Origin of the sequence: Sphaerospermopsis sp. LEGE 00249 (genome assembly GCF_014299995.1) — a bacterium.
Taxonomy (GTDB): Bacteria; Cyanobacteriota; Cyanobacteriia; order Cyanobacteriales; family Nostocaceae; genus Sphaerospermopsis; species Sphaerospermopsis kisseleviana.
The window spans coordinates 1-22,339 of the sequence record NZ_JACJUZ010000049.1 but is presented as its reverse complement, the minus strand read 5'-3'; the positions used below and the strand labels follow the sequence as shown (position 1 = coordinate 22,339).

24 protein-coding genes are annotated in these 22,339 nt (G+C 36.5%); 15 read left to right on the top strand and 9 right to left on the bottom strand.

The genetic code is table 11. From position 1 onward, the window contains the following. Positions 1–199 precede the first annotated feature (199 nt). From H5968_RS16645 to H5968_RS16630, 4 genes are all read left to right on the top strand, one after another. Positions 200–1,882: a methyl-accepting chemotaxis protein gene (locus H5968_RS16645; RefSeq protein ID WP_187040840.1), complete on the top strand. Its 1,683-nt coding sequence runs from the start codon at positions 200–202 to the stop codon at positions 1,880–1,882. A gap of 2 nt (positions 1,883–1,884) precedes the next feature. After that, positions 1,885–2,613: a chemotaxis protein CheW gene (locus H5968_RS16640; RefSeq protein ID WP_187040839.1), complete on the top strand. Its 729-nt coding sequence runs from the start codon at positions 1,885–1,887 to the stop codon at positions 2,611–2,613. Beyond that, positions 2,610–4,922: a hybrid sensor histidine kinase/response regulator gene (locus H5968_RS16635; RefSeq protein WP_187040838.1), complete on the top strand. Its 2,313-nt coding sequence runs from the start codon at positions 2,610–2,612 to the stop codon at positions 4,920–4,922. The genes H5968_RS16640 and H5968_RS16635 overlap by 4 nt, the downstream gene beginning before the upstream one ends. A gap of 84 nt (positions 4,923–5,006) precedes the next feature. Beyond that, the gene (locus H5968_RS16630) at positions 5,007–5,228 is read left to right on the top strand and encodes a DUF433 domain-containing protein (RefSeq protein WP_187040837.1); all 222 of its coding nucleotides are present in this window, start codon (positions 5,007–5,009) and stop codon (positions 5,226–5,228) included. A gap of 18 nt (positions 5,229–5,246) precedes the next feature. Here H5968_RS16630 and H5968_RS16625 read toward each other — a convergent pair whose 3' ends face one another. From H5968_RS16625 to H5968_RS16610, 4 genes are all read right to left on the bottom strand, one after another. Beyond that, a complete protein-coding gene (locus H5968_RS16625; protein WP_187040836.1) occupies positions 5,247–5,693 on the bottom strand; it encodes a type II toxin-antitoxin system VapC family toxin in 447 nt (148 codons plus the stop codon). After that, positions 5,690–5,908: a hypothetical protein gene (locus H5968_RS16620; RefSeq protein ID WP_187040835.1), complete on the bottom strand. Its 219-nt coding sequence runs from the start codon at positions 5,906–5,908 to the stop codon at positions 5,690–5,692. Before H5968_RS16620 ends, H5968_RS16625 begins: the two co-directional genes overlap by 4 nt. 117 nt (positions 5,909–6,025) lie before the next feature. Beyond that, on the bottom strand, positions 6,026–6,292 hold the full coding sequence (acpP, locus tag H5968_RS16615) for an acyl carrier protein (RefSeq protein ID WP_187040834.1): 267 nt from the start codon (positions 6,290–6,292) through the stop codon (positions 6,026–6,028). A gap of 33 nt (positions 6,293–6,325) precedes the next feature. Next, on the bottom strand, positions 6,326–7,588 hold the full coding sequence (locus H5968_RS16610) for a hypothetical protein (protein ID WP_187040833.1): 1,263 nt from the start codon (positions 7,586–7,588) through the stop codon (positions 6,326–6,328). Between the two features lie 150 nt (positions 7,589–7,738). On the opposite strand from H5968_RS16610, the gene H5968_RS16605 reads away from it, so the two are divergent. From H5968_RS16605 to H5968_RS16585, 5 genes are all read left to right on the top strand, one after another. Continuing rightward, a complete protein-coding gene (locus H5968_RS16605; RefSeq protein ID WP_187040832.1) occupies positions 7,739–10,393 on the top strand; it encodes a dynamin family protein in 2,655 nt (884 codons plus the stop codon). A 34-nt stretch (positions 10,394–10,427) separates the two neighbouring features. After that, positions 10,428–11,396 carry a lipase family protein gene (locus H5968_RS16600; protein ID WP_187040831.1) on the top strand — a complete coding sequence of 323 codons (969 nt, stop codon included), beginning with the start codon at positions 10,428–10,430 and terminating at the stop codon, positions 11,394–11,396. 30 nt (positions 11,397–11,426) lie between these two features. Next, positions 11,427–11,639 (top strand): type II toxin-antitoxin system HicB family antitoxin, encoded by a 213-nt coding sequence (locus H5968_RS16595; protein WP_168493294.1) that lies wholly within the window; start codon positions 11,427–11,429, stop codon positions 11,637–11,639. Positions 11,640–11,702: 63 nt separating this feature from the next. Next, complete coding sequence (locus tag H5968_RS16590; RefSeq protein ID WP_187040830.1) at positions 11,703–11,978, top strand: hypothetical protein; 276 nt, start codon at positions 11,703–11,705, stop codon at positions 11,976–11,978. Further along, positions 11,978–12,397, top strand: a complete 420-nt coding sequence (locus H5968_RS16585) for a type II toxin-antitoxin system VapC family toxin (protein ID WP_187040829.1) — start codon at positions 11,978–11,980, stop codon at positions 12,395–12,397. Before H5968_RS16590 ends, H5968_RS16585 begins: the two co-directional genes overlap by 1 nt. A gap of 54 nt (positions 12,398–12,451) precedes the next feature. Here the strand turns inward: H5968_RS16585 and H5968_RS16580 are convergent, their stop codons facing one another. Both H5968_RS16580 and H5968_RS16575 read right to left on the bottom strand, forming a co-directional pair. After that, on the bottom strand, positions 12,452–12,781 hold the full coding sequence (locus tag H5968_RS16580) for a XisI protein (protein ID WP_187040828.1): 330 nt from the start codon (positions 12,779–12,781) through the stop codon (positions 12,452–12,454). 297 nt (positions 12,782–13,078) lie between these two features. Beyond that, positions 13,079–13,291 (bottom strand): hypothetical protein, encoded by a 213-nt coding sequence (locus H5968_RS16575; RefSeq protein ID WP_187040827.1) that lies wholly within the window; start codon positions 13,289–13,291, stop codon positions 13,079–13,081. A gap of 95 nt (positions 13,292–13,386) precedes the next feature. Here H5968_RS16575 and H5968_RS16570 point away from each other — a divergent pair, with 95 nt between their 5' ends. Both H5968_RS16570 and H5968_RS16565 read left to right on the top strand, forming a co-directional pair. Further along, positions 13,387–14,412 (top strand): chemotaxis response regulator protein-glutamate methylesterase, encoded by a 1,026-nt coding sequence (locus H5968_RS16570; RefSeq protein WP_187040826.1) that lies wholly within the window; start codon positions 13,387–13,389, stop codon positions 14,410–14,412. A gap of 367 nt (positions 14,413–14,779) precedes the next feature. Further along, a complete protein-coding gene (locus H5968_RS16565) occupies positions 14,780–16,150 on the top strand; it encodes a sensor histidine kinase (RefSeq protein WP_187040825.1) in 1,371 nt (456 codons plus the stop codon). Positions 16,151–16,584: 434 nt separating this feature from the next. Here H5968_RS16565 and H5968_RS16560 read toward each other — a convergent pair whose 3' ends face one another. Then, entirely contained in the window at positions 16,585–17,232 is a 648-nt protein-coding gene (locus H5968_RS16560; protein WP_187040824.1) for a response regulator transcription factor, read from the bottom strand. A gap of 1,508 nt (positions 17,233–18,740) precedes the next feature. Between H5968_RS16560 and H5968_RS16555 the strand changes: the two genes are divergently transcribed. From H5968_RS16555 to groL, 3 genes are all read left to right on the top strand, one after another. Next, positions 18,741–18,899 (top strand): hypothetical protein, encoded by a 159-nt coding sequence (locus tag H5968_RS16555; protein WP_187040823.1) that lies wholly within the window; start codon positions 18,741–18,743, stop codon positions 18,897–18,899. Between the two features lie 40 nt (positions 18,900–18,939). Further along, positions 18,940–19,251, top strand: a complete 312-nt coding sequence (gene groES, locus H5968_RS16550; protein ID WP_096572532.1) for a co-chaperone GroES — start codon at positions 18,940–18,942, stop codon at positions 19,249–19,251. A gap of 203 nt (positions 19,252–19,454) precedes the next feature. Then, a complete protein-coding gene (gene groL, locus H5968_RS16545; protein ID WP_096565147.1) occupies positions 19,455–21,092 on the top strand; it encodes a chaperonin GroEL in 1,638 nt (545 codons plus the stop codon). A gap of 93 nt (positions 21,093–21,185) precedes the next feature. On the opposite strand, the gene H5968_RS16540 is transcribed toward groL, so the two are convergent. Beyond that, entirely contained in the window at positions 21,186–21,557 is a 372-nt protein-coding gene (locus H5968_RS16540) for a hypothetical protein (RefSeq protein ID WP_187040822.1), read from the bottom strand. After that, on the bottom strand, positions 21,554–21,709 hold the full coding sequence (locus tag H5968_RS16535) for a hypothetical protein (RefSeq protein ID WP_096565145.1): 156 nt from the start codon (positions 21,707–21,709) through the stop codon (positions 21,554–21,556). The genes H5968_RS16540 and H5968_RS16535 overlap by 4 nt, the downstream gene beginning before the upstream one ends. A 334-nt stretch (positions 21,710–22,043) precedes the next feature. Here H5968_RS16535 and H5968_RS16530 point away from each other — a divergent pair, with 334 nt between their 5' ends. Beyond that, a complete protein-coding gene (locus H5968_RS16530; protein WP_187040856.1) occupies positions 22,044–22,238 on the top strand; it encodes a hypothetical protein in 195 nt (64 codons plus the stop codon). Positions 22,239–22,339 lie beyond the last annotated feature (101 nt).

Sequence of the window (22,339 nt, the reverse complement as noted above, 5' to 3'; positions counted from 1 at the left end):
CTTTTGGTTGAATAGGAAATCTGGTTATATTCGTGGGTATGGTGGGATGGTTTAGTATTTCCCGCTTATCTTGGTAGCCAGAGAAATTAGAAGACTAGCATATCAAACAGCAGGAACAACAATATATGAAATGAATGAAAAAAAAGAAAAATATTGAGGATTATTAAGTTATTTATTCAAATTATTCAGGAGAAGTTCAATGTTCACTAATTGGAAAATCAAAGATTTAACATTATTTGGATTTTCAGTACCAACAGTTTTAATGATTTTGTTTAGCTTAATGGTATATGCTAACTCTCATCAAACTAGGGAAACTTTAAAGCAAGTTGATATGGCACAAACAGCAATTGATGGACAAAATCAAATGGTAATTGCTGGATTGAATATGCACCGACGATTGCAAAGATATGTCATCGATCCCAATTTATATCAAGATGCCATAGGAGAATATACAGAGCATCAGCAAGAGTTTCAAAAAGGACTAGAACAAACTAAGAAAATTGTTACTGATAAACAGCAACAAGAAAGGATAGATAAAATGGTGGATTTATATAACCAATATAATTCTTTAAAAGCAGATACAGTCAGAAGGGCCAGTGGCGGCACTAAAAAAGAAGAACTAATTCGAGTTTTTAACGAATCCAGGGATCTTGTAGATGAATTTACAAAAATAGGTCGTGAATTTAATCAATATGAAACAGAGAGTTTGCAAAAAAGTATTGCCTCCACACAATCTGCTATAGATTTACTAACTTTAGCAGCTATAATTGCGTCTGTGTTTTCTTTGTCAGTTGTGGTAGTTGCTAATTTTTTAATTACTAAATTTTTAGGTAATAGAATTGATAAAACTGTACGGGCAGCAGAAAAAATTTCTTCAGGAGATTTAACACAATCTGTACTTCAAAATGAAGGTATATCTAATACCAAAGATGAAGTTGGACAACTGTTGAAAGCCTTTCAGAATATGACACAAAATTTAAGCCAACTCATCCGCCAAGTACAACAGTCAGGGATACAAGTCACCTCATCAGCCACCCAAATAGCAGCATCAGGAAAACAACTAGAAAGCAGTATGACTGAACAAGTAGCTTCTACAAATCAGGTAACAGTAGCAGCAAAAGAAATATCAGCTACTTCCAGAGAATTAGTGAAAACAGTAGAAGAAGTAGCTGCAATGTCACAAGCAACAACCATCGCTGCAAGTGATAGTCAAAAAGATTTATTGCAGATGGAATCTACCATGCGTCAGTTAGTAGAAGCCACTAATTCTATAGCGTCTCGACTGGGAGCAATTAGCGAAAAAGCCAATAATATTAATAATATTGTTGTCACGATTACGAAAGTGGCAGATCAAACGAATTTACTGTCATTAAATGCAGCCATAGAAGCGGAAAAAGCGGGGGAATATGGCTTAGGTTTTGCAGTAGTAGCCAGAGAAATTAGAAGACTAGCAGATCAAACAGCAGTAGCAACAATAGATATTGAACAGATGGTAAAACAAATGCAATCATCCGTTTCTACAGGAGTAATGGAAATGGATAAATTTGCCGCAGAAGTAGGAAAAAGTGTAGAAGATGTAGCGAATATTAGTAGTCAAATTGGGCAAATTATTGAACAAGTACAAGACTTAACACCGCGATTTGAAACCGTTAGTCAAGGTATGGAAGCGCAGTCTCAAGGAGCAATACAAATTAGTGATGCTATGTCACAGTTGAGTAATAATTCTATGCAAACAGTGGCTTCTTTACGGGAAATTAACCAAGCAATTACCAAACTCAATCAAGTTTCTCAAGTTCTGCGACAAGAGATTAGCAAATTTAAGGTAAATAATACTGGAGAAAATTACATAGTTAACAATGACAAATATCTGGGAGAAAATTAATCATGAATTCCATCACTGAGTTATCAAATCTAGAAAGTTGCTGGAATGTGATTGGTATTGCTGGCGATCGCACTTGTCCAGAATTATCCGATTTTATCCATTGTCGTAACTGCCCAGTTTACTCTTCTGCTGGACGCAATTTGTTAGAACGTTCCATCCCAGCAAACTATCAAAATGAATGGACTCAGTTTTTCTCTGACACAAAAGCAGAAGGCAAAAACAAGCTAATAAATTTCCCAAATTCCTCAGAAATCGTAACCACAAAACAAACCCTAACAGTAGCTATTTTCCGCTTGCAAAGAGAATGGCTGGCACTACCAGCGCACATCTTAAAAGAAACCATATCACCGACAGGTATTCACACCATACCCCATCGCAGCAACGAAATCTTAAAAGGATTAGTGAACATTCGTGGAGAATTACAACTGTGTATTTCTCTGAGCAATTTATTGCATCTGGAAACTATCCAAAACCTACCACTAGCCCTCAGTCCTATTGTCTATTCACGGATGATAGTAATTGAAAAAGGCGGCAATACGTGGGTATTTCCTGTAGATGAATTTTATGGTTTATACCAATTTGATGATGATGAATTAAGATCACTCCCAAACAGCAAGACATCAACAATTAACACCTACACCAAAGGCTTTTTTCACTGGCAGTCATGCAGTCTAAGTTTAATAGATGATGAATTATTATTTATGTCCTTAAAGAGAAAAGTGCTGTCATGAAACAAGAATCAGATTTTAGTCATCTTTCCTTACTTGACTTGTTCAGTATGGAAGTAAAAGCACAGGGGGCAGTCTTGAATGACTCCCTGTTAGCACTAGAAACCAAACCCCACCCCACAGAAGAATTAGCAGCTTTAATGCGGGCGGCCCATTCTATCAAAGGCGCAGCCAGGATTGTGCAAATTGATCCTGCTGTCACCCTCGCCCATAAAATGGAAGATTGCTTTGTCGCTGCTCAGTCAGGAACAATTACCTTAACTCCTGTTGATGTGGATGTCTTACTACAAGCAGTGGATCTGCTATTACAAATGGCTGATTCCTGTGTTGGTAACTCAGAACCCCATTTTGATGATGATAGTATACAAATTTTAGTGAATGCGATCGCTAATATCATCTCATCCGCAGAAAGTCATAAGGAAGTAGGGGAAGTAGAGGAGAAAGAAGAACTTATCCCTTCAGCTTCCTATACAGTTCTTAGTCCTCAACCCCCAGTCCCCAGTCCCCAGCCTCCAGACATCGTACAACAACGAGTGGTGCGAGTAAGTGCAGACAACCTTAATCGTTTAATGGGTTTAGCGGGGGAATCTTTAGTGGAAGCCAAATGGTTAGAAACATTTGCTGACTCATTGCTCAAACTCAAAGCAAATCAAACCAAGTTAGCCAACCAATTGGATAAATTACAAGAGTTATGGGGTAATGTTGAATTTGAGCATCAACATCATGGCAATAGACAAATAGAAGAGAAATTGAGTGATGCTCGACAAACAGCCGGTGAATGTCGTCAGCTATTAGGCGATCGCCATAATGAACTGGAATTATTTTGTCAGCGTTTTTCTAATTTGGGCGATCGTCTCTATCGCCAAGTTATCGCCACCCATGCCACACCCTTTGCCGAAAGAGGACAAAGTTTTCCCCGCATGGTCCGCGACTTAGCCAGAGAATTAGGTAAACGAGTCAATCTAGAAATCATCGGCAAATCTACCCTTGTAGATCGGGATATTTTAGAAAGACTAGAAGCGCCATTATTTCATATCCTCAGAAACGCCATAGATCATGGCATTGAAACACCCCAAGAACGTCTTGCAGTTGGCAAACCAGAAGAAGGAACAATTCGCATTGAAGTCATTCATAGAGCCGGAATGTTATTAATTACCATCTCCGATGATGGACGGGGAATAGATATGGAAGTTTTGCGTCAAGAGGTAATTAATAAAAACCATATCACCCCAGAAATTGCTGCCCAACTCACTGAAACTGAGTTAATGGAATTTTTATTTTTACCAGGTTTTTCCACCGCCAAAACTGTAACGGAAATTTCCGGTCGGGGTGTGGGTTTAGATGTGGTACATAGTACCGTGCGAGAAGTTGGTGGTACTCTGCGGGCAGTTTCTCAACCCGGAAAAGGGTTAACATTGTACTTACAACTGCCCTTAACTTTATCAGTTCTGCGAACTTTATTAGTAGAAATATCTCATGAACCTTATGCTTTTGGACTGGCGCGGATTGATCGAGTTGTCAAGTTGCCAATTAAAGAAATTATTATCTCTGAAAATCAGCCGTTTTTCATGTTGAATGATCAACCAGTCGGCTTAATTTCTGCTCATCAAGTTTTAGAATTACCATCCCAAAATGCCAACAAAGAATACTTATCTGTTGTCGTCATCAGTGATGGAGGAACACGCATTACTGGCGCTAATCGCCTTCACTATTATGGATTAGTTGTAGATCGTTTTCTCGGTGAATGTAGTTTAGTAGTTCGCCCTTTAGATCCCCGACTGGGTAAAATTCCTAATATCAGCGCCGCTGCTTTGATGGATGATGGTTCTCCTGTGTTAATTGTTGATGTTGAAGATATTGTCCGTTCTATTACTAAAATTCTTTCTAGTGGCCAACTGAGTCAAGTTAATCAGTCTTCTAGTCAAACAGTTAAGAAAACCTATAAACGGATTTTGGTGGTTGATGATTCGATTACTGTACGAGAAATGGAACGTAAATTATTAGAAAATAATGGTTATAAAGTAGATGTTGCTGTTAATGGTATGGATGGATGGAATGCAGTTCGTAGCGGTGATTATGATCTAGTAGTAACAGATATTGATATGCCCCGGATGAATGGTTTTGAACTTACTACCCAGATTAGAGGCAATGGTAAATTAAAAAATTTACCTGTGATTATTGTTTCTTATAAAGATCGGGAAGAGGATCGGATTCAAGGGTTAGAAGCAGGGGCAAATTATTATTTAACTAAAAGTAGTTTTCATGATAGTACCTTGTTGAAAGCTGTAATTGATGTCATTGGTGAGGGGTAATAAAAGCGATCGCCTCACAGTAGTCCTAAAACTTTACATATCACTGCTATAATAAAAGATATCGAGTTATATCTTGAAGGAAACATGACACTAAACACCTTATTAGAAACTCAAGGTATTATTCACTCCGATCCCGAAATTATGAGTGGAGTTCCGGTTTTTGTAGGAATACGAGTTCCTTTACAAACATTGTTTGACTATCTCGAAAGTGAGGGAGGGTTAGCTGAATTTATTAATGATTTTCCCTCTCTGGAGACTCAAACTATGAAAGTTTTAGAACTTATAAAGAAAATGTATCTAAATTGATAATTGTTTATTAACACATTATCCAAAGGAGATATCTTCTATAAAATTAGTAATAGGAATTATTTGAACTCCACAATTAATTGCTGTTTGAGATTGACGTTGATCAAGAGTGATCAAAGGATAATTTAATTGTAATGCTAGAGCAATATATAGAGAATCATAAATTGCTAATTGATGAATTAAGCCAATTTCTAATGCAGAGGATAATAAAGTATTGACAGAGATAATTTGAAAAGGAATATATTCTAAGTGTTGAATAAGTAACTTTGCTTGTGTTTCTGGTAGTCCATAAAACCTGACTTGTTTCCAGATAACATTTGTACATTCTAATAAACAAAATTCCGGTATATAAAATTCGTCTCCTACTAGAAGACGATTAAACAATATTTTTGTTTGTGGTGTGTATTCTTGCTGAATAAACCTTTGGATGACAATACTAGCATCAAGAATATAACGACTAGTCATTGATTTCTTTCTTCCTGTAAAATTTCTAAAGTGGAAGGTACAGAAACCGGAGGTATCCAAATATTCAAATCAATAGAGTTGAAAATCTCTTGTAATTTTTGTTGAGATGGCATTTGTTTGACTATATATTTTTTGGTAAGTCTGTCATCTACAATTGAAATAATTAAGGTTTGTAATTCTTCCAGACTAAGACTAGAGAGAGGTGTTGTAATCATAATGGTTTTCCATGTTGATATATTATTAGTATAGCATATAGCTAAAGAGAAAATAAACTTGAGTTTTCATCATTGCTTTCTTCTGTTATATTCTACCTTAGTTAGTGGGAAAAATAATTAAGAAGTAGCTTTTTCAATTATATAATCTACAGCCTGTTTAACTGTAGTAATTCTTTCAGCAACTTGATCAGGTATTTCAATATCAAACTCTTCTTCTATAGCCATCACTAATTCCACAGCATCAAGAGAATCAGCACCTAAATCTTCAGCAAAGTTTGTATTCAAGTCAATTTTGTTTTCATCAACATTTAATTGCTCGCAAATAATTCTTTTCAATTTTCTAAATACTTTTTCATTTAAATTACTATTATTAGCTGTAATCATTTGTTGAGGCACTGAATTTTGAACGATTGATGGTTATTCTACTTCTTCCTGTGATTCATCCCTAATATTAAAATAGTAAAAAAGATTAGCAACTGTTAAATCTGATGCTTGTTGTAAATTAGATGTAACTAATGTTCTATATCCAGAAATTGCAGCTTGTTGACTCACATAATTTTCATATTCCCGGCGTAATTCCGGCGCAAACATAAATAATAATTGATCCCGTAAAGAATAAAAATGAGATTTTTCAGCTATGTTTTCATAGCTGATTTGTTCTGGGGGAATTTCTGAATTAGTGATAGTTTGGGTAGTTTCTGAATTATGAAAATCTGCACTATTTAAAAGTTTTAATTCGGCTGGAGGTAGAGATTTTACCCAATCTACATGATTTTGCCATGCTTCGATGATTACTAAATCATGATTGTGAATGCGGGTAAGTTCAGGAAACAGAAAATCAAGTTCATCGTGTGATTCACATTTTTCAATTACATTGATGGCATTTTTATAGATTGTATCTTGTAATTGTAATAGGCGATCGCTCACAGCAGAAATTTCATTTTGCACTTGATAAGTAGTAATAATTGCTTGTTCAATAGCCCAAGAACATTCTAACCGGCGCAGTTGTCCTGGTGCGGAAGTTTCTGCTAATAAATGAGGATTAGTATAATCTGCTAAAGCCTCAAATAACATACCTCTAGCAGCGTCAATTTCTGCATTTCTGCGGCCAATATCTTGTAATTGCATAGCAGAACGTAAACGGTTTATAGCTTGCACAAATAAACCATAGGCTCTAATTAAAACCGTGCGATGTTGTTCAAATTTGATATCTTGGGCTACCTGTTCAATTAATTGTCTAATTTCTGCTCCTTGGTCTTTTAAGGCTTGTTTCAAGTCAATAAAGCCATTTTTGACCTCTAACCGCATTTCCTCAACTTCTTTCCGCAATTTCAGGGTTTGGTGTAAGTTCACTGCTGTTAATGCTACACCTGCAACTGTTCCTACACCGATAAGGGCGGTTGTTGCTTGTAATACTCCTATGCTGTTTTGGATTGTTTGCAAGCTACCCATAATTGCTGTAAAGTTTTGCTGATTTTTATACATCTGCAACCCAGTCATGATAAAATTAGGAGCAGCTACCAATGGTGATAATGGATTGACAACACCAATAGCATGAGACACAAATTGACCTGTAACAGCATCTCTAGCGATGCTTAGGGGTACACCATTACTAAAGACGGGGATATATTTACCAGCTTCAATACCAGCTTGAATGAGAGATGGAAATTGATACATCATATCTTTACCCAGTTTATTGAATCAATATATACTTTTATAGTATAACTTATTAGTTTCAAGACAAATAACCGTAATTACTCGGTAAATAAGTTAAATTTGATTAAATTAGGAAATAATAGTTTTTACACACTCTATCCACTGGTGATTTTTATGGATACTTCACGAGTTACTTCTGAGACTGTTGATTTATTATCACGGATCACAGGGCAAAAACTGAGCCAACGGGATATTACACCACAGGTATTATTTTTAGCTAGTTTAGTGACGGTACTACTAGGAGTAATGCTTGTAGATGGGACAGTATCAGAAGCAGAAAAACAACGTTTACAGACAATTTTATCTCGATTTAGTCAATCAAATAGTGATGTACAGAAATTAACAAACTTGATGATTAAAGGAGTTAAAGAAAATCAAACTTATAAAAAAATTCAGGATTTGTTAAGGTTAACATTGCCACTTTCAGAATCAGAAAAAATATTATTAATTGCCTTTGGTTATGAAATGTCAGTCGCAGATGGTGAAATTGATGTGCGGGAAAAGCAATACTTAGGAATAGTTGCTAAAAATTTAGGTGTTGAATCTGAATATTTAGAAGTTCGTGATATAGACATCAAAGAAAAGCAATATTTAGGAATAGTTGCTAAAAATTTAGGTGTTAAATCTGAATATTTAGAAGTTTTTGAGATTGCATTTACTCATCAAGGAAAATTTGATGCAAATGCTTTAAATGAAGTACATTTTTTACTAGATCCTTCTCGGTTTCAAGAACTTGATACAGTCTTTGTAAAAGCAGCAAGTGATATGTTGGCAATCTTACCTGCTAAACCAGAAATTAAAACCACTCAAAAGCATACAAGTGTATCCTATGATGAGTTGAAAAAGTTCCAAGTCTATCGTCAAAATTTAGATAGTTGTTGTAACTTAGTCTCTGAAATAATTCACGAATGTAAAGATCATAGTTTCTTACCTTCTACTTTGATAGATGATATTACAGAAGTATATAATAAAATCAAAAATCAGAGATTTAGGTTAGCTGTTATTGGTGAATTTAGCCAAGGTAAATCAACATTATTAAATGCTTTATTAGGTGAAGAAATTCAGCCTGTGAGAGCAATTCCTTGTAGTGGTGCAGTTACAGTTTTAAAATATGGAACTCAAAAACGGGTAATTTGTCGCTATAAAGATGGGAGAAGTGAAGAAATTGCTTTTGAAGAGTATAAAGTAAAAGCTACAATTTCTAAAGAAGCTGCTCTAGAACATCGTAGTGATGAATTAGCACAATCTAATATTGAGGAAATTATTTTTGAACATCCTGAATTAGCATTATGCAAAAATGGTGTAGAAATAGTAGATTCACCTGGATTAAATGAACATCCTCAAAGAACAGCTATTACTCAAAAAATACTAACAGATACAGATGCAGCCATTTTCTTAACTAATGCTACCCGTCTACTTCCTGAAAAAGAAAAAGAATTACTGCATGATGTAAGATATCAGCTTAATAATAGTTATATAAAAGAACCTGCTGATAATCTTTTTGTGTTAGTAAATTTCATGGATAACCTTGATACTCAAGAAGATGTTCAAGATGTAAAACAGAGACTTGAAAGTTTTGTCAAAAAAGAAAATTTACTTGTTTTCAAAGAAATCAATCGTGTACATTATATTTCTGCTAAAACAGCATTAAAATCAATTCAAAATGGAAATAATGATGAATATTTACAATCTTTCCAAATGTTTACTCAATCTCTAGAGAAATTCTTGACTTTAGAGCGTGGAACATTAAAAATTAATCGTGCAGTTAATGATATAACCCAAGTAATTACCAAATGTTTAGACAGTTTGTATATTGTCGAGGAATCATTAGACGGAAAAATCAAACTTTCAGAAATAGGAAAACAGGAAATTTTAGAAAAAATAGGTGAAGCTAGTGGTTGTGATGTCACAATTTATAATTTAGTAGAAAAAAGAAAAGAATTAGTTATTGAACAAGCTCAGAAATCTTGGGAAGAATGGAATAAAGGATTAGAAAACCGCATACTTCAAAAAAGCAAGCATTGGTCTTCTAAACATAGCCCAGTATTTAGTCAGGACAAACTTATTAAGTATTATACTACTCAATTCACGAATGAATTAATGAGAGATATAGATGTATGGGGAAATCAGGAATTAAAAGAAGAAATACTACACAAGCATCTTGAATCTCTAAATGCTTATATAACTTATGAACTAGATAAAGTTAAAAGTGATTTTAAGAGGCTAGATCAACAAATTAAAACCAATTTTAGCAAGCAGATTAATATTTCGATTGCAGGTGTAAATGATGACTTTATGGGTTTTGGAGGAATAAGTGGGGGTTTGGGAATAGGTGGTGCTTTAGCTGCTGCATTAATATTCTTTACAGGAATTGGATTTGTTGCTATTGCTGTTTTTGCTGTTGGTGCTGCAATTGCTGGTTCACTTGGCTTGGGTATGCTAGATATAGATGGGATACATACCAAAATCAAAACAACAATTTGTAAAATAGGAATGAAAAAATTCTGTGAAGAATCAAAAGATAAAGTTTATCAAACAACCCAAGAAATTATTAACACAGTTTTTAAGAATCGCTTTGAATCAGCCAGTAGAGTAATTACAGAAGCAATATCAATCTATGAAAACATTTTAGAACAACAAGAAAAAGCTCACCAGGAAAATTTAGAACAACGGGAAATTGAAAAAGCATTTATTAACCAAAAACGCCAAGAACTTGAACAAGTGCAGAAAGAATTAAAAACCATCATCAATAAATCTACAACTCTGTAATTACAAATTCAAACCTACCCAAAAATTAACCAACATGAAAACATCCACCGACAGACAACGCACCCTAGAAATGGCTTGTATTTCTCAACTCGCTTACGTCGCCTATAAACAAGGAAATGATATAGTTAGCGATATCCTAAAAACAGGTACTCCATCATTTTTTCCACCATATCAAACCATAGAATTTATCTCAGCACCACGTCCTTTAACTGATACCGATGAATTAGTTTGTTGTGGTTTACTTCTATCAACAGAAAATGATATTGTCATTGCGATTAGAGGTACAGAAAGATTAGATGATTACTTCTTTAACTTACTTGCATTCCCCAATTCAGAAGCAATTCATTCCGGTTTTAATCTTTATGTTAAGAGTTTTTGGCAACAATTACAAGACTTTATCCAAAGAGAAGAAAACGCCAACAAAAATATTTTCGTCACTGGACATAGTTTAGGCGGTGCTGCGGCTACATTAATTACTAAACGAATTAGTGAAACCGAATTAAAACCAATTGCACCTTATACATTAGAAACTTATACATTTGGCGCACCACCAGTTAGCACAATAGAATTAATTCTTGATACTCCTATCTATAGATTTAGAAATATCGGTGATTTCATTCCTAATTTACCGAAAATCATCGCTGTTTTATTAAATAAAATCCCAGGAATAAAACAAGTAATTATTAATTGGAAACCAGAACTATTAAAAACACTCGCTGATTATTCTCATATAGGTGATGAATATTGTCTGAATAAAAAATATCAAATCATTGAACAAACCAAAGCTAACTTACCTAATATTAAATTGATTTTGCAAATTTCCAGTTTATTAGCTGCACAATTAAAATCACCATCTCAAGCAGATATTAATAAATTTCGGTTGTTAATAAATACCTTAATTCAAACATCATTGGAAGAACATCGCGCCATTAAATATGTAGAAAGAATTAGTTTTGGGAAACTTCCACCTTATATTTCTAATTTCCATGATGATGAGGAGTAAAATAGGAAGTATGAAATTGGAGAAAGAATAATGCGTTATACAGTAGTAATTGAAAAAGGAAATACCAGTTATGGTGCTTATGTTCCCGACTTACCTGGTTGTATAGCTGTAGCTGAAACATTAGCAGAAGTTCAACAACTAATTGTAGAGTCCATAGAATTTCATATAGAAGGTTTAATAGAGTCAGGTTTACCAATTCCTCAGCCTACAAGTATCGCTCAGGAAGTTGAAGTTTTAATTTAAGTAGTAATATAGATATGAATAAATACAGAAATTGTCAACCTGTACTTAAAAATGGTAGTAAAAATGGAAACAATAAAATTGCTGACACATATAGGTGCTGATGGTATATTACAAATCCAAACCCATACAGAATTTAAAGATAAATCTGTAGAAGTATTGGTAGTTGTCCAACCATTAGATAATACAGAAACTACCACAATTAAACATAATGCTTGGGGAAAAGCCACTACTCAAAAATCAATTCAAGACGCAATTAATAGAATGCAACAACTAAGAAAAGAAGTAGGTTTAGATAAAAACCTAATCCGTGAAATGATTGAAGAAGGACGAAGATTTTAATGCAGTTTGTTTTAGATTGTTCGGTAGCAATTAGCTGGTGTTTGGTAGACGAAAATAATGATTATGCTAATTCCATATTAGCAATGATGGTAGATTCTGAGGCATTTGTACCAGGAATTTGGTCGCTGGAGATTGCTAATACTTTTGTTGTAGCAGAACGACGTAACCGCATGACAAAAGAACAATCTCAGGAAGCTATTAATTTATTACAGTCCCTATTAATTCAAGTTGATATAGCTACAGATACAAATGCTTTAGATGCAACCTTGAAATTAGCAAGACAAGAAGGTTTATCCGCTTATGATGCAGCTTATTTAGAATTAGCATTGCGGTTGAAATTACCATTAGCAACACTTGATAATCGGTTAGCAGAAGCAGCGATTCGCTGTGGTGTTAGTCTGATTATTGATAAAGAATAAACCAAACCTGTTATGTAATGGTAAAAAATGGAAATAAATTATTATCCCACCGTATTATCCCACCGAAAAACCTGTAAACTGCCGCTTATAAGGTGCGTGAAATCCTAAAACAATATCTTCTTTAGGTACACTAGCAGCGATTAATTCATTAGCAATACCAATTTCTCTACCATCTCTTTGTATCCAGATTTTATCATCTTTAATATCAACATGAATAATCACCCCATAAGTTCTAATTTGTTGCTTCCAACCAATATTTAATACTTGATAATGATGACGTTGTGTATCAAATAGCAATTGAATTTCTGTACCATTAGCGATATCATTACGAGAATGATTACTTAAAATATCTTGAATAATTTGTGAGTAATTTATTCTTTCCATAAAACAATCTTCTGGGATAAAAGTTAAAATTTTTTTGGTTATTTAGTCATCTTTAGATGACTTTTGCTATGAGACTCTTAATTCATTCCCAGTCGGGATATCGGTTTTATGTTAAATTAACAGCAATGGATATCTTTCAATAATGGACAATTAACAATGAACAATTGACAATTCCTCTCCCTTCCACGGAGAGGATTGAAAAAGCGAAATTTTTTGATTTCTTTCCCCTTGAAAGGGGAGGTTTTCAACCTTGAATGAAACAATTGTCAATTATCAATTATCAATTGATAACTAGCTTCATGAAATTATCTCAAAAATTTCCTCATCTGTATAGACTGTTCCCTGATTGGGCATCAAATAAGAACGCAATGCGCGGAATCTGTGAGTCAAAATGTAGCTCTCAATAGCTTTAACAACTAAACTATCAATAGATATACATTCAGTTTGAGTAAGTTCTAAAAGTGCTGCTTTCAATTCTGGAGTAATCGTAATAGTTAGAAAAGCTTGCATATTTTATCAGCGATTTACATAATTAATTGTACAATAGATTAGCTATTGTATCTATGTTTTCATGAGTTAGCTTACAAATTAAATACAACTTTTTTATGAGAATTGCTATTGTTAACGATTTAATCATCGCAGTGGAAGCACTACGACGGATTTTAGCAACAGTGCCAGAATATGATTTAGTTTGGATTGCTTATGATGGTGTAGAAGCTGTTGCTAAGTGTGCAGAAGATACCCCAGATTTAATTTTAATGGATGTCGTCATGCCCAACATGGACGGGGTGGAAGCGACAAAACACATTATGAGTCAATCCCCCTGTGCTATCCTCATGGTGACAGCCAGCGTCAACCGTTATGCAGCTAAAGTATTTGAAGCAATGGGTTATGGGGCTTTAGATGCTGTCAATACCCCAGCTATTAGTTTAGGTGAGCCTACAGATAGTAGCATTAGATTATTAAAGAAAATATCCACTATTGCTAGATTAATCGGTAAGTCTTCCCGTGGGCGATCGCAGTTTGATCCACGACTCAAACCCACAACTTCCCCAAAACCACAACCACCTCTCATAGTCATCGGTTCTTCCACTGGTGGTCCCCAAGCTTTAGTTACTATTCTCTCCCAGTTTCCTCAAAATTTAAACGCCTCTATCGTCATTGTCCAACATCTCGATGCCCAATTTGCTCAAGGTTTCGCTACTTGGTTAAATGGACAAATTTCTTTACCAGTCCATCTTGCTATCTCCGGTTATTTACCAAAACCAGGTAAAGTATTAGTTGCAGGTACAAATCATCACCTCGTAATGCGTGCAGATCAAACTCTTGACTATCAGGAAGAACCCATAAATAGTTTCTACCATCCTTCCGTTGATGTCTTTTTTCAAAGTGTTGCTAAATATTGGCAAGGTAACGGTGTGGGAATATTGCTTACAGGTATGGGTCGGGATGGCGCTCAAGGGTTAAAAATATTACGGGATATCGGTTGGCACACTATCGCCCAAGATAGCAAAACCTGTGTCGTTTATGGGATGCCCAAAGCCGCAGTAGAATTAGGCGCAGCGTTACAAATTTTACCAGTTGAGGCGATCGCACCAGCCTGTACAAAATTTTTAATCAGAGGGCAATAACATTGATAATTGACAGTTGACAATTGACAATTTTTTCATTCAAGGTTTAAAACCTACCCTTTCCAGGGAAAAAACCAAAATTTCCGCTTTTTCAAGCTTCTAACTTTCACCGCAGAGGTAATTGTCAATTGTTCATTGTTAATTATCCATGTTAATTATCCATTATTCAAATCTACCTACTTACCAGTAATTACGTAAAAAAAAATTCAAAATAAATTAGCTGACTAAGGAAAGTCAACAGTATGATTTTGTTTACGAATTGCAAAGCAAAGCTTTATTTATTATTAATTTAAGTTATCCTGAGTTTAAGGGTAAATAATGTACACTTAAAATTTTTTCCACACCATAATTATGAGGAGCGATAACAATGATATCCACATCTACAGCCCTCACCTCACCAACTGCTGAGACATTATCTCCCTCGTTGAATCAGGAAAAAAAACTGTCATATACTCCATCAAAAGTCCCGTTAAATACGGATGTAGTTAAAGTTTTACTAATTGATGATCAACCAATAATCGGTGAAGCAGTTGGCAAATTACTAGCTAACGAGCAAAATATCGCTTTTTATTATATAGACAACCCCGCACAGGCTATTCAAAAAGCTATTTCCCTTGAGCCTACAGTCATTATCTTAGACATGATTATGCCTGAGATTGATGGACTAATGCTATTACGTTGGTTTCGCTCCCATCCAGCAACCTATAATATTCCTATTGTCATGCTCTCCAGCAAAGAAGATCCACAAACTAAAGCAGATGCTTTTGCTGCTGGTGCTAATGACTATTTAATTAAATTGCCCGATGTAGTGGAGTTAATTGCCCGCATCCGTTATCATTCTAAAGCCTATAACAACTTCAAAGCACTCTCAACAGCAAATGCCACTTCTCGTCTACAAGCACGACAACTAGAAGAGACTTTAAAAGAACTGAAAAAAACACAAGTTCAACTTATCCAAACTGAAAAAATGTCTAGTTTGGGTAAAATGGTAGCTGGTTTAGCTCATGAAATTAATAATCCTATTAATTTTATTAATGGTAATTTCATTCATCTGCAAAATTACATTCAAGCTTTGTTAGAGTTAATTAAAATTTATCAAAACGAATATCCAGCAAAAAATTCTGTCATTGAAAATTACACAGTTGAGGTTAATCTTGATTTTATCATCGAGGATTTACCCAAAATACTTGCCTCAATGAAAATGGGAACAGATCGTATTCGGGAAATTGTCCAATCTTTACGCAACTTTTCTAGACTAGACCAAGCTGATAAAAAAGCCGTCGATATTCATGAAGGAATTGACAGTACACTACTGATTTTAAACCATAGGCTAAAACAAGAAATTGAGGTGATTAAGGAATATGGAGACTTACCATTAGTTGAATGTTATCCAGCCCAACTCAACCAAGTATTTATGAATGTCCTCAGTAATGCCATTGATGCTTTATTAGAACAAGAACAAAAAAAACAAAAACAAATAGTAATTAAAACCAAAAAAACTGATTCTGGTAAGATCACAATTAGCATCCAAGATAATGGACCAGGCATTAGTTTAGAATTACAAAGCAAGATATTTGATCCATTTTTTACAACCAAACCTGTCAACAAGGGAACTGGTATAGGACTGGCAATTAGCTATCAAATCATCGAAAAGCACCAAGGCAATATTTATGTTTGTTCTGACCCTAGTTATGGTACAGAATTTATCATAGAAATCCCTACGGAACAGATTACTTAATCAGGGAACAGGAAGCAGAAGGGAGGAGGCAAAAGGCAGAAGGTAGCGGAAGTAGGGGAAGTAGGGGAAGTAAGGGAAGTAAGGGAAGTAAGGGAAGTAAGGGAAGTAAGGGAAGTAAGGGAAGTAAGGGAAGTAAGGGAAGTAGAGGAATAAAAGATTTTTACCCGTCACCAATCACCAATCACCAATCACCAGTCCCTATAATTAGCCTGTATAAATAATTTTAGGTGATATCTGGGTTGGAAGATAGCAATTGAGGAAAGTATCATAAAACATGAATTATGAAGTTGGAATTGAAAAATCTGTATGCTTCACAATTCATGTCATGTTTTTTACTGGCTATCAAACTAAAGTCAAGATCAAATAAAGGATTTGAGCTTTGAGTTATGATTTTTTAACTCAAAACTCAAACCTTCACCAAATCAGTGGAACATTTAAGCCATTTGATTTTCAATCGCCCACCGTGCTAGTTCAGTACGGTTGTGGAGATTGGTTTTGCCCAACATATTGGAAACATGGCTTTCAACTGTACGCTGACTAACATTTAGTTCTTCAGCGATTTCCCGGTTAGCTAAACCCCTAGCCACAAACTGAACCACTTTCAGTTCTGTGGGAGTTAACTGGACATCAAAGGGAACCTGGATACGAGAACCGTTTTCCCCTCCCTTAGTTTGATGTTCTTTCCAACGGATAGTTTGCTTGAGTGAAGATTCTACTTGTGCTACGAGTTCTTCTGCTTCAAAGGGCTTGACCATATATACGTCAGCACCTTTATTCAGACCTTTAACTCGGTCTGCACTTTGCCCCTTAGCGGACAGGAAGAGAACAGGTATCCAGCTAGTGCGTTCAGTTTGCCGGACTTGTTCCACAAAAGTGTACCCGTCCATTTCTGGCATCATCACGTCACAGATGATCATGTCTGGAACATCATGGTCTAATATTTCCAGAGCTTGCCGTCCATTTTCGGCCGTGATGACTTCGTAGCCCCGGAATTCTAAGTAATCCTTCACCAGCAAGATGAGGTTAGGGTCATCATCAATTAATAGAAGTCGTTTGTGATCTTTCATGCTGGACTCTTTCATAGCAGTGGCACTTGTCGCGCTTCAATCCATCAAGGTCTTGAATAGTTATCCTCTTTGGTGGATTATGTGAGATGTTGTGCAAAACAAACCTGACAAAAATTGTTCATGGCAGGGGCATAAGCAAATACACCCTAGAACCTGGAACATTTTGTTGTTTGCTTCCTGCTTCCACCAAGCCCGTCGCCGGGTTCTTGTCCACAGGCGTAAATTCCGCGCTGGCCGCACGTACTGTTTTTACCACTTAACTTGCCTTGGTTGTTTGTGGTTGTGAAAGTGGTAGGCACTCTTAACATACTACTAGTAACTTAATGGCAAAAGTCTAGTAAGGATACGGAGAGCAATAGTATTTATAATGCACTATTATATACTCTTTTGAAAGCAGCGGGCTAAAAAACCTGATTAAATCATAATCCGTCTGGTTGACAGGTTCAGTATTTAGCTGAAGATCACCCTAACTGACAACTCACCCGCACTTTCATTTGTTAACTGTTGCTCTGCTATATCCTGTTTTGAATGTTAAGCCTCTAGAGGTTCACAAGAAACTAAGGAAGCTCCTGGCAAAAAAATGGTTGAAAAAGGCTTATGCTTACATTTCCATAGATGCCAATTAAGTGTTTTGGGATCATCCGCTCAATAACTTCCGGTTTTTTGAATATAGTTCATAAAACCATTGACAAATATCTCAGGTTTTATTTTGTGAGGTAAAACTTCACAGGGTGAACTACATACCCTCTATCCCTTGGTTAATAGCTGTCGGGACTACTTAATTTACATCACCTGCCTAATTGTTTGATTATCTCCCTCAATTAATTTTGACAGTGAAATAAAAAAAGGCTTGGACTTGTGCTAAGTGTCTTACCAGAGCTAGGGTGTCATTTTCTGGAATTTCCCCAAAACTATTGATTTATATCATTGACTATGAAGGCGTAAAAATGTTTTATTTATGCCTGTTATAGCCTATATATGACTATAAATCAATTAATTTGTGTAATACCAAACCGCATCTGGGTAAACTTCCATTATCTATCTAGAACAACAAATACGCAAGCGGTTGGTTGAGGTTTAGAAGATGCAAATAGGAAGAATCTCACACGATGGTTGAGATGTCCACACTTTGAGTCACAGTTTCCAGCATTCCCAGATGACATAGCTAGGAGGTTTTTAGCCCGGAGTATCTGTTTGGTAAGAACCAGCAGAAACCTGTGGAGAGAAAAGAAAGCCAATCTTAGCGCGTCCACATATTACTTAGGGCTTGAAGTTCCACAGCTTTAGTAGTTCTGGGGATTGGATGACTGTTTGGATGGCGGTGTTGACTCACTGTATTGTTACTCATTCAGCGGCTCCCTGTTTACAGTTCTATAACAATTTCCCAGGTTTGGAAATAAAGTTGTCCATATAAAAATATTCACTACCTACGCAACAGAACCCGACAACTAAAACAATTAGGTATTTATGCTCTGTGATTGGTGATTGGTGATTGGTGATAGTTGACAGTTGATAGTTGACAGTTGATTGGGAAACATAAAATTGATTACCCAGTCACCAGTCACCAGTCACCAGTCCCCAGTCACCAGTCCCCAGTCACCAGTCCCCAGTCACCAGTCCCCAGTTCGGAAACCCGTACAGAAAAGATTGTTGCCATTTGTTGCTGTTTTTCGGTAGATTAGCACTCAGGAGTTGAGAGTGCTAACTCTGGAGAAAAAATTTATGGCAGCCGTATCTCTAAGCGTATCTACAGTTAAACCTTTAGGCGATCGCGTTTTTGTAAAAGTGACCGCCGCTGAAGAAAAGACCGCAGGTGGTCTATATTTGCCCGACACCGCTAAGGAAAAACCCCAAGTAGGTGAAGTGGTAGCCCTTGGACCAGGCAAGCGGAATGATGACGGTAGCCGTCAAGAATTGGAAATTAAAGTCGGTGATAAAGTGCTGTACTCCAAGTACGCTGGTACAGACGTGAAGCTCGGCACTGATGAATATGTACTACTTTCTGAGAAAGACATTCTAGCAGTAGTCAGCTAATTGAGTGATGAGGGGTCAAACAATTCAAAAGTCAAAAGTCAAAAGTCAAAATTTGAATTTTAGATTTTAGATTTTAGATTTTGGATTTTGGATTTTGGATTTTGGATTGATATAAAATCACACCCCACTTCAGAACTGAAAACAGAAAATTGACAACCAACAAATAACCAATTCCAGAATTACACACCAGAATTACACAGATTATGGCAAAGCGCATTATTTACAACGAAAACGCCCGTCGCGCCCTTGAGCGTGGTATTGATATTCTGGCTGAAGCTGTTGCTGTCACCCTTGGACCCAAAGGTCGTAATGTAGTTTTAGAGAAGAAATTTGGCGCACCACAAATCGTCAATGATGGTGTTACCATCGCTAAAGAAATTGAATTAGAAGACCATATTGAAAATACTGGCGTTTCTTTGATTCGCCAAGCTGCTTCTAAGACCAATGACGCTGCTGGTGATGGTACAACCACCGCTACCGTTTTGGCTCATGCAATTGTTAAAGAAGGTTTACGGAACGTAGCTGCTGGCGCTAACGCAATTCTGTTGAAACGCGGTATTGATAAAGCTACTGCGTTTTTAGTAGAAAGAATTGCTGAACACGCTCGTCCTGTAGAAGATTCTAAGGCGATCGCTCAAGTTGGTGCTATCTCTGCTGGTAACGATGATGAAGTCGGCAGCATGATCGCCCAAGCTATGGATAAGGTGGGTAAAGAAGGTGTAATTTCCTTGGAAGAAGGAAAGTCCATGACCACCGAATTGGAAATTACCGAAGGTATGCGTTTTGATAAGGGTTATATTTCCCCTTACTTCGCTACCGATGCAGAACGGATGGAAGCGATTTTTGATGATCCTTACATCCTGCTCACCGATAAGAAAATTGCTTTGGTACAAGATTTAGTACCTGTACTTGAGCAAGTTGCACGTCAAGGTAAGCCCCTGGTTATTATCGCTGAAGATATTGAAAAAGAAGCTTTAGCTACTTTGGTTGTTAACCGTTTACGTGGTGTGCTGAACGTAGCTGCTGTAAAAGCTCCTGGTTTTGGCGATCGCCGGAAAGCGATGTTAGAAGATATCGCAGTTCTCACTGGTGGTCAAGTCATCACTGAAGATGCTGGTCTGAAGTTAGAAAGCACCAAGCTAGATGGCTTAGGTAAAGCTCGCCGCATCACCATCACCAAAGACAGCACCACCATTGTGGCTGAAGGTAACGAAGCTGGTGTTAAAGCTCGTTGCGAACAAATCCGTCGTCAGATGGATGAAACCGAATCTTCCTACGACAAGGAAAAACTGCAAGAGCGTTTGGCTAAATTATCCGGTGGTGTAGCTGTTGTGAAAGTTGGTGCAGCTACCGAAACCGAAATGAAAGACAAGAAGCTGCGTTTGGAAGATGCTATCAACGCAACCAAAGCTGCTGTAGAAGAAGGTATCGTTCCTGGTGGTGGTACAACCTTAGCTCACCTCGCTCCTCAGTTGGAAACCTGGGCTAACAGCAACCTCAAAAATGAAGAGTTGACTGGTGCTTTAATCGTCGTTCGTGCTTTACCTGCTCCTCTGAAGAGAATTGCAGAAAACGCTGGTCAAAACGGTGCTGTAATAGCTGAAAGAGTGAAAGAAAAAGATTTCAACATTGGTTTCAACGCTTCTACCAACGAATTTGTTGATATGTTGGAGGCTGGTATTGTTGATCCCGCTAAGGTAACTCGTTCTGCTTTGCAAAACGCTGCTTCTATCGCTGGTATGGTGTTGACAACCGAATGTATCATTGTTGACAAACCAGAACCTAAAGATGCTGCTCCTGCTGCTGGTGCTGGTATGGGTGGCGGAGACTTCGATTACTAAGGTCTTTTGTTAACAAATTAAATGATGGCCGCTTCTGTTGGGGAGCGGCTATTTTTTTATGTCACGCAGAGGCGCAGAGGACGCAGAGAGAGGTTAATTCTGTCCGCTTTGTCTTAGGAGGTAGTCTAAGACTCTATCTATACGTTCTAGAGCAGCGCCTGTTGTGCGTTGAAATTCTTGAGTTTGTCTTTGAAATTCTTGAGTTTGTCTTTGAAATTCCTGGGTTTGTTTTTGAAATTCTTGCAGTTGTGATTGTTGGGTTTCATAGTTTCGATCCATTTTCAGCATCAGTGCTTCTAGTCTGTCAGTACGTGCTTTTGTGATTTCTACATCTTCACCCATTTTGTTAAATAAGCGTTGAGCATGAAAGACAAACTCATCAACTCGGCTTGATAGTTGATCTAACTGGGTTTGGGTGCGTTCTTGTTTGACGGTTAATTCTTGGAGATGTTGTTCTGTGGTCATGATGTTTTCTGCGGTTGTTGTTGACGGTTGGCCAATGCTTCCCCTAGTAAAATCGCAGCCATTTGGCTTTTAGTTCTTTGTTCTTTTTTGGCAATTTCTTCTAATGCTTGCCAGGTTTCATCAGGAATTACTGCGTTAAGTTTTTTACTCATTGATTTATAAGAAATATATAGGTTCTGACATCATCTTATGATTTGTTGGTGATTTTGTCTCATCTTATCAGCAGTCATTACATCATGATGTAATGCGTTTTTTTTAGCAATATAAATTTACAATTGTGTACAGTTGTGTATGAAGGTATGTTTTTTATCTCACTACAGAGGTGCAGAGAAGCCAGTGATTTGGGGAGATCCGTTGGCGGGTTTCCCAACTTAAAGCAACAAATACAAAGGGGGAGGAGAATAAAAATAAACAAATCAATTTATCAGACAATCCTGATCTTGTAATATACTGATTAGGCTTAAATTTTGATTTTAATTATTAAGTATGGAAGATTATCAGGCAGCTTTTTTAGAACGCCATACTGATACTGAAACACTAAAGCCTTTGCGAAAAATAGGAACTATGCACTTTGGTGGAATTACCATTGAGTGTCTATTAAAATCAATTATTTGTAATACTGTCTCTGGCGTTAACACTGAACAATTAAGAACACATATAGCAACCCTAAATCAATCATGAGAAAACACCGTAGTCATGAAGTTTAGGGAAGTCAAATATTTGACAGTTGATTGATAGTTCAAATAACTCCTTGATCACAGTAAACGAGTGACAGAAAAAAT

Coding starts and splice junctions, on each gene's coding strand:
- H5968_RS16645 (WP_187040840.1), top strand. CDS start 200: ATGTTCACTAATTGGAAAATCAAAGATTTAACATTATTTGGATTTTCA.
- H5968_RS16640 (WP_187040839.1), top strand. CDS start 1,885: ATGAATTCCATCACTGAGTTATCAAATCTAGAAAGTTGCTGGAATGTG.
- H5968_RS16635 (WP_187040838.1), top strand. CDS start 2,610: ATGAAACAAGAATCAGATTTTAGTCATCTTTCCTTACTTGACTTGTTC.
- H5968_RS16630 (WP_187040837.1), top strand. CDS start 5,007: ATGACACTAAACACCTTATTAGAAACTCAAGGTATTATTCACTCCGAT.
- H5968_RS16625 (WP_187040836.1), bottom strand. CDS start 5,693: ATGACTAGTCGTTATATTCTTGATGCTAGTATTGTCATCCAAAGGTTT.
- H5968_RS16620 (WP_187040835.1), bottom strand. CDS start 5,908: ATGATTACAACACCTCTCTCTAGTCTTAGTCTGGAAGAATTACAAACC.
- acpP (WP_187040834.1), bottom strand. CDS start 6,292: ATGATTACAGCTAATAATAGTAATTTAAATGAAAAAGTATTTAGAAAA.
- H5968_RS16610 (WP_187040833.1), bottom strand. CDS start 7,588: ATGATGTATCAATTTCCATCTCTCATTCAAGCTGGTATTGAAGCTGGT.
- H5968_RS16605 (WP_187040832.1), top strand. CDS start 7,739: ATGGATACTTCACGAGTTACTTCTGAGACTGTTGATTTATTATCACGG.
- H5968_RS16600 (WP_187040831.1), top strand. CDS start 10,428: ATGAAAACATCCACCGACAGACAACGCACCCTAGAAATGGCTTGTATT.
- H5968_RS16595 (WP_168493294.1), top strand. CDS start 11,427: ATGCGTTATACAGTAGTAATTGAAAAAGGAAATACCAGTTATGGTGCT.
- H5968_RS16590 (WP_187040830.1), top strand. CDS start 11,703: ATGGAAACAATAAAATTGCTGACACATATAGGTGCTGATGGTATATTA.
- H5968_RS16585 (WP_187040829.1), top strand. CDS start 11,978: ATGCAGTTTGTTTTAGATTGTTCGGTAGCAATTAGCTGGTGTTTGGTA.
- H5968_RS16580 (WP_187040828.1), bottom strand. CDS start 12,781: ATGGAAAGAATAAATTACTCACAAATTATTCAAGATATTTTAAGTAAT.
- H5968_RS16575 (WP_187040827.1), bottom strand. CDS start 13,291: ATGCAAGCTTTTCTAACTATTACGATTACTCCAGAATTGAAAGCAGCA.
- H5968_RS16570 (WP_187040826.1), top strand. CDS start 13,387: ATGAGAATTGCTATTGTTAACGATTTAATCATCGCAGTGGAAGCACTA.
- H5968_RS16565 (WP_187040825.1), top strand. CDS start 14,780: ATGATATCCACATCTACAGCCCTCACCTCACCAACTGCTGAGACATTA.
- H5968_RS16560 (WP_187040824.1), bottom strand. CDS start 17,232: ATGAAAGAGTCCAGCATGAAAGATCACAAACGACTTCTATTAATTGAT.
- groES (WP_096572532.1), top strand. CDS start 18,940: ATGGCAGCCGTATCTCTAAGCGTATCTACAGTTAAACCTTTAGGCGAT.
- groL (WP_096565147.1), top strand. CDS start 19,455: ATGGCAAAGCGCATTATTTACAACGAAAACGCCCGTCGCGCCCTTGAG.
- H5968_RS16540 (WP_187040822.1), bottom strand. CDS start 21,557: ATGACCACAGAACAACATCTCCAAGAATTAACCGTCAAACAAGAACGC.
- H5968_RS16535 (WP_096565145.1), bottom strand. CDS start 21,709: ATGAGTAAAAAACTTAACGCAGTAATTCCTGATGAAACCTGGCAAGCA.
- H5968_RS16530 (WP_187040856.1), top strand. CDS start 22,044: ATGGAAGATTATCAGGCAGCTTTTTTAGAACGCCATACTGATACTGAA.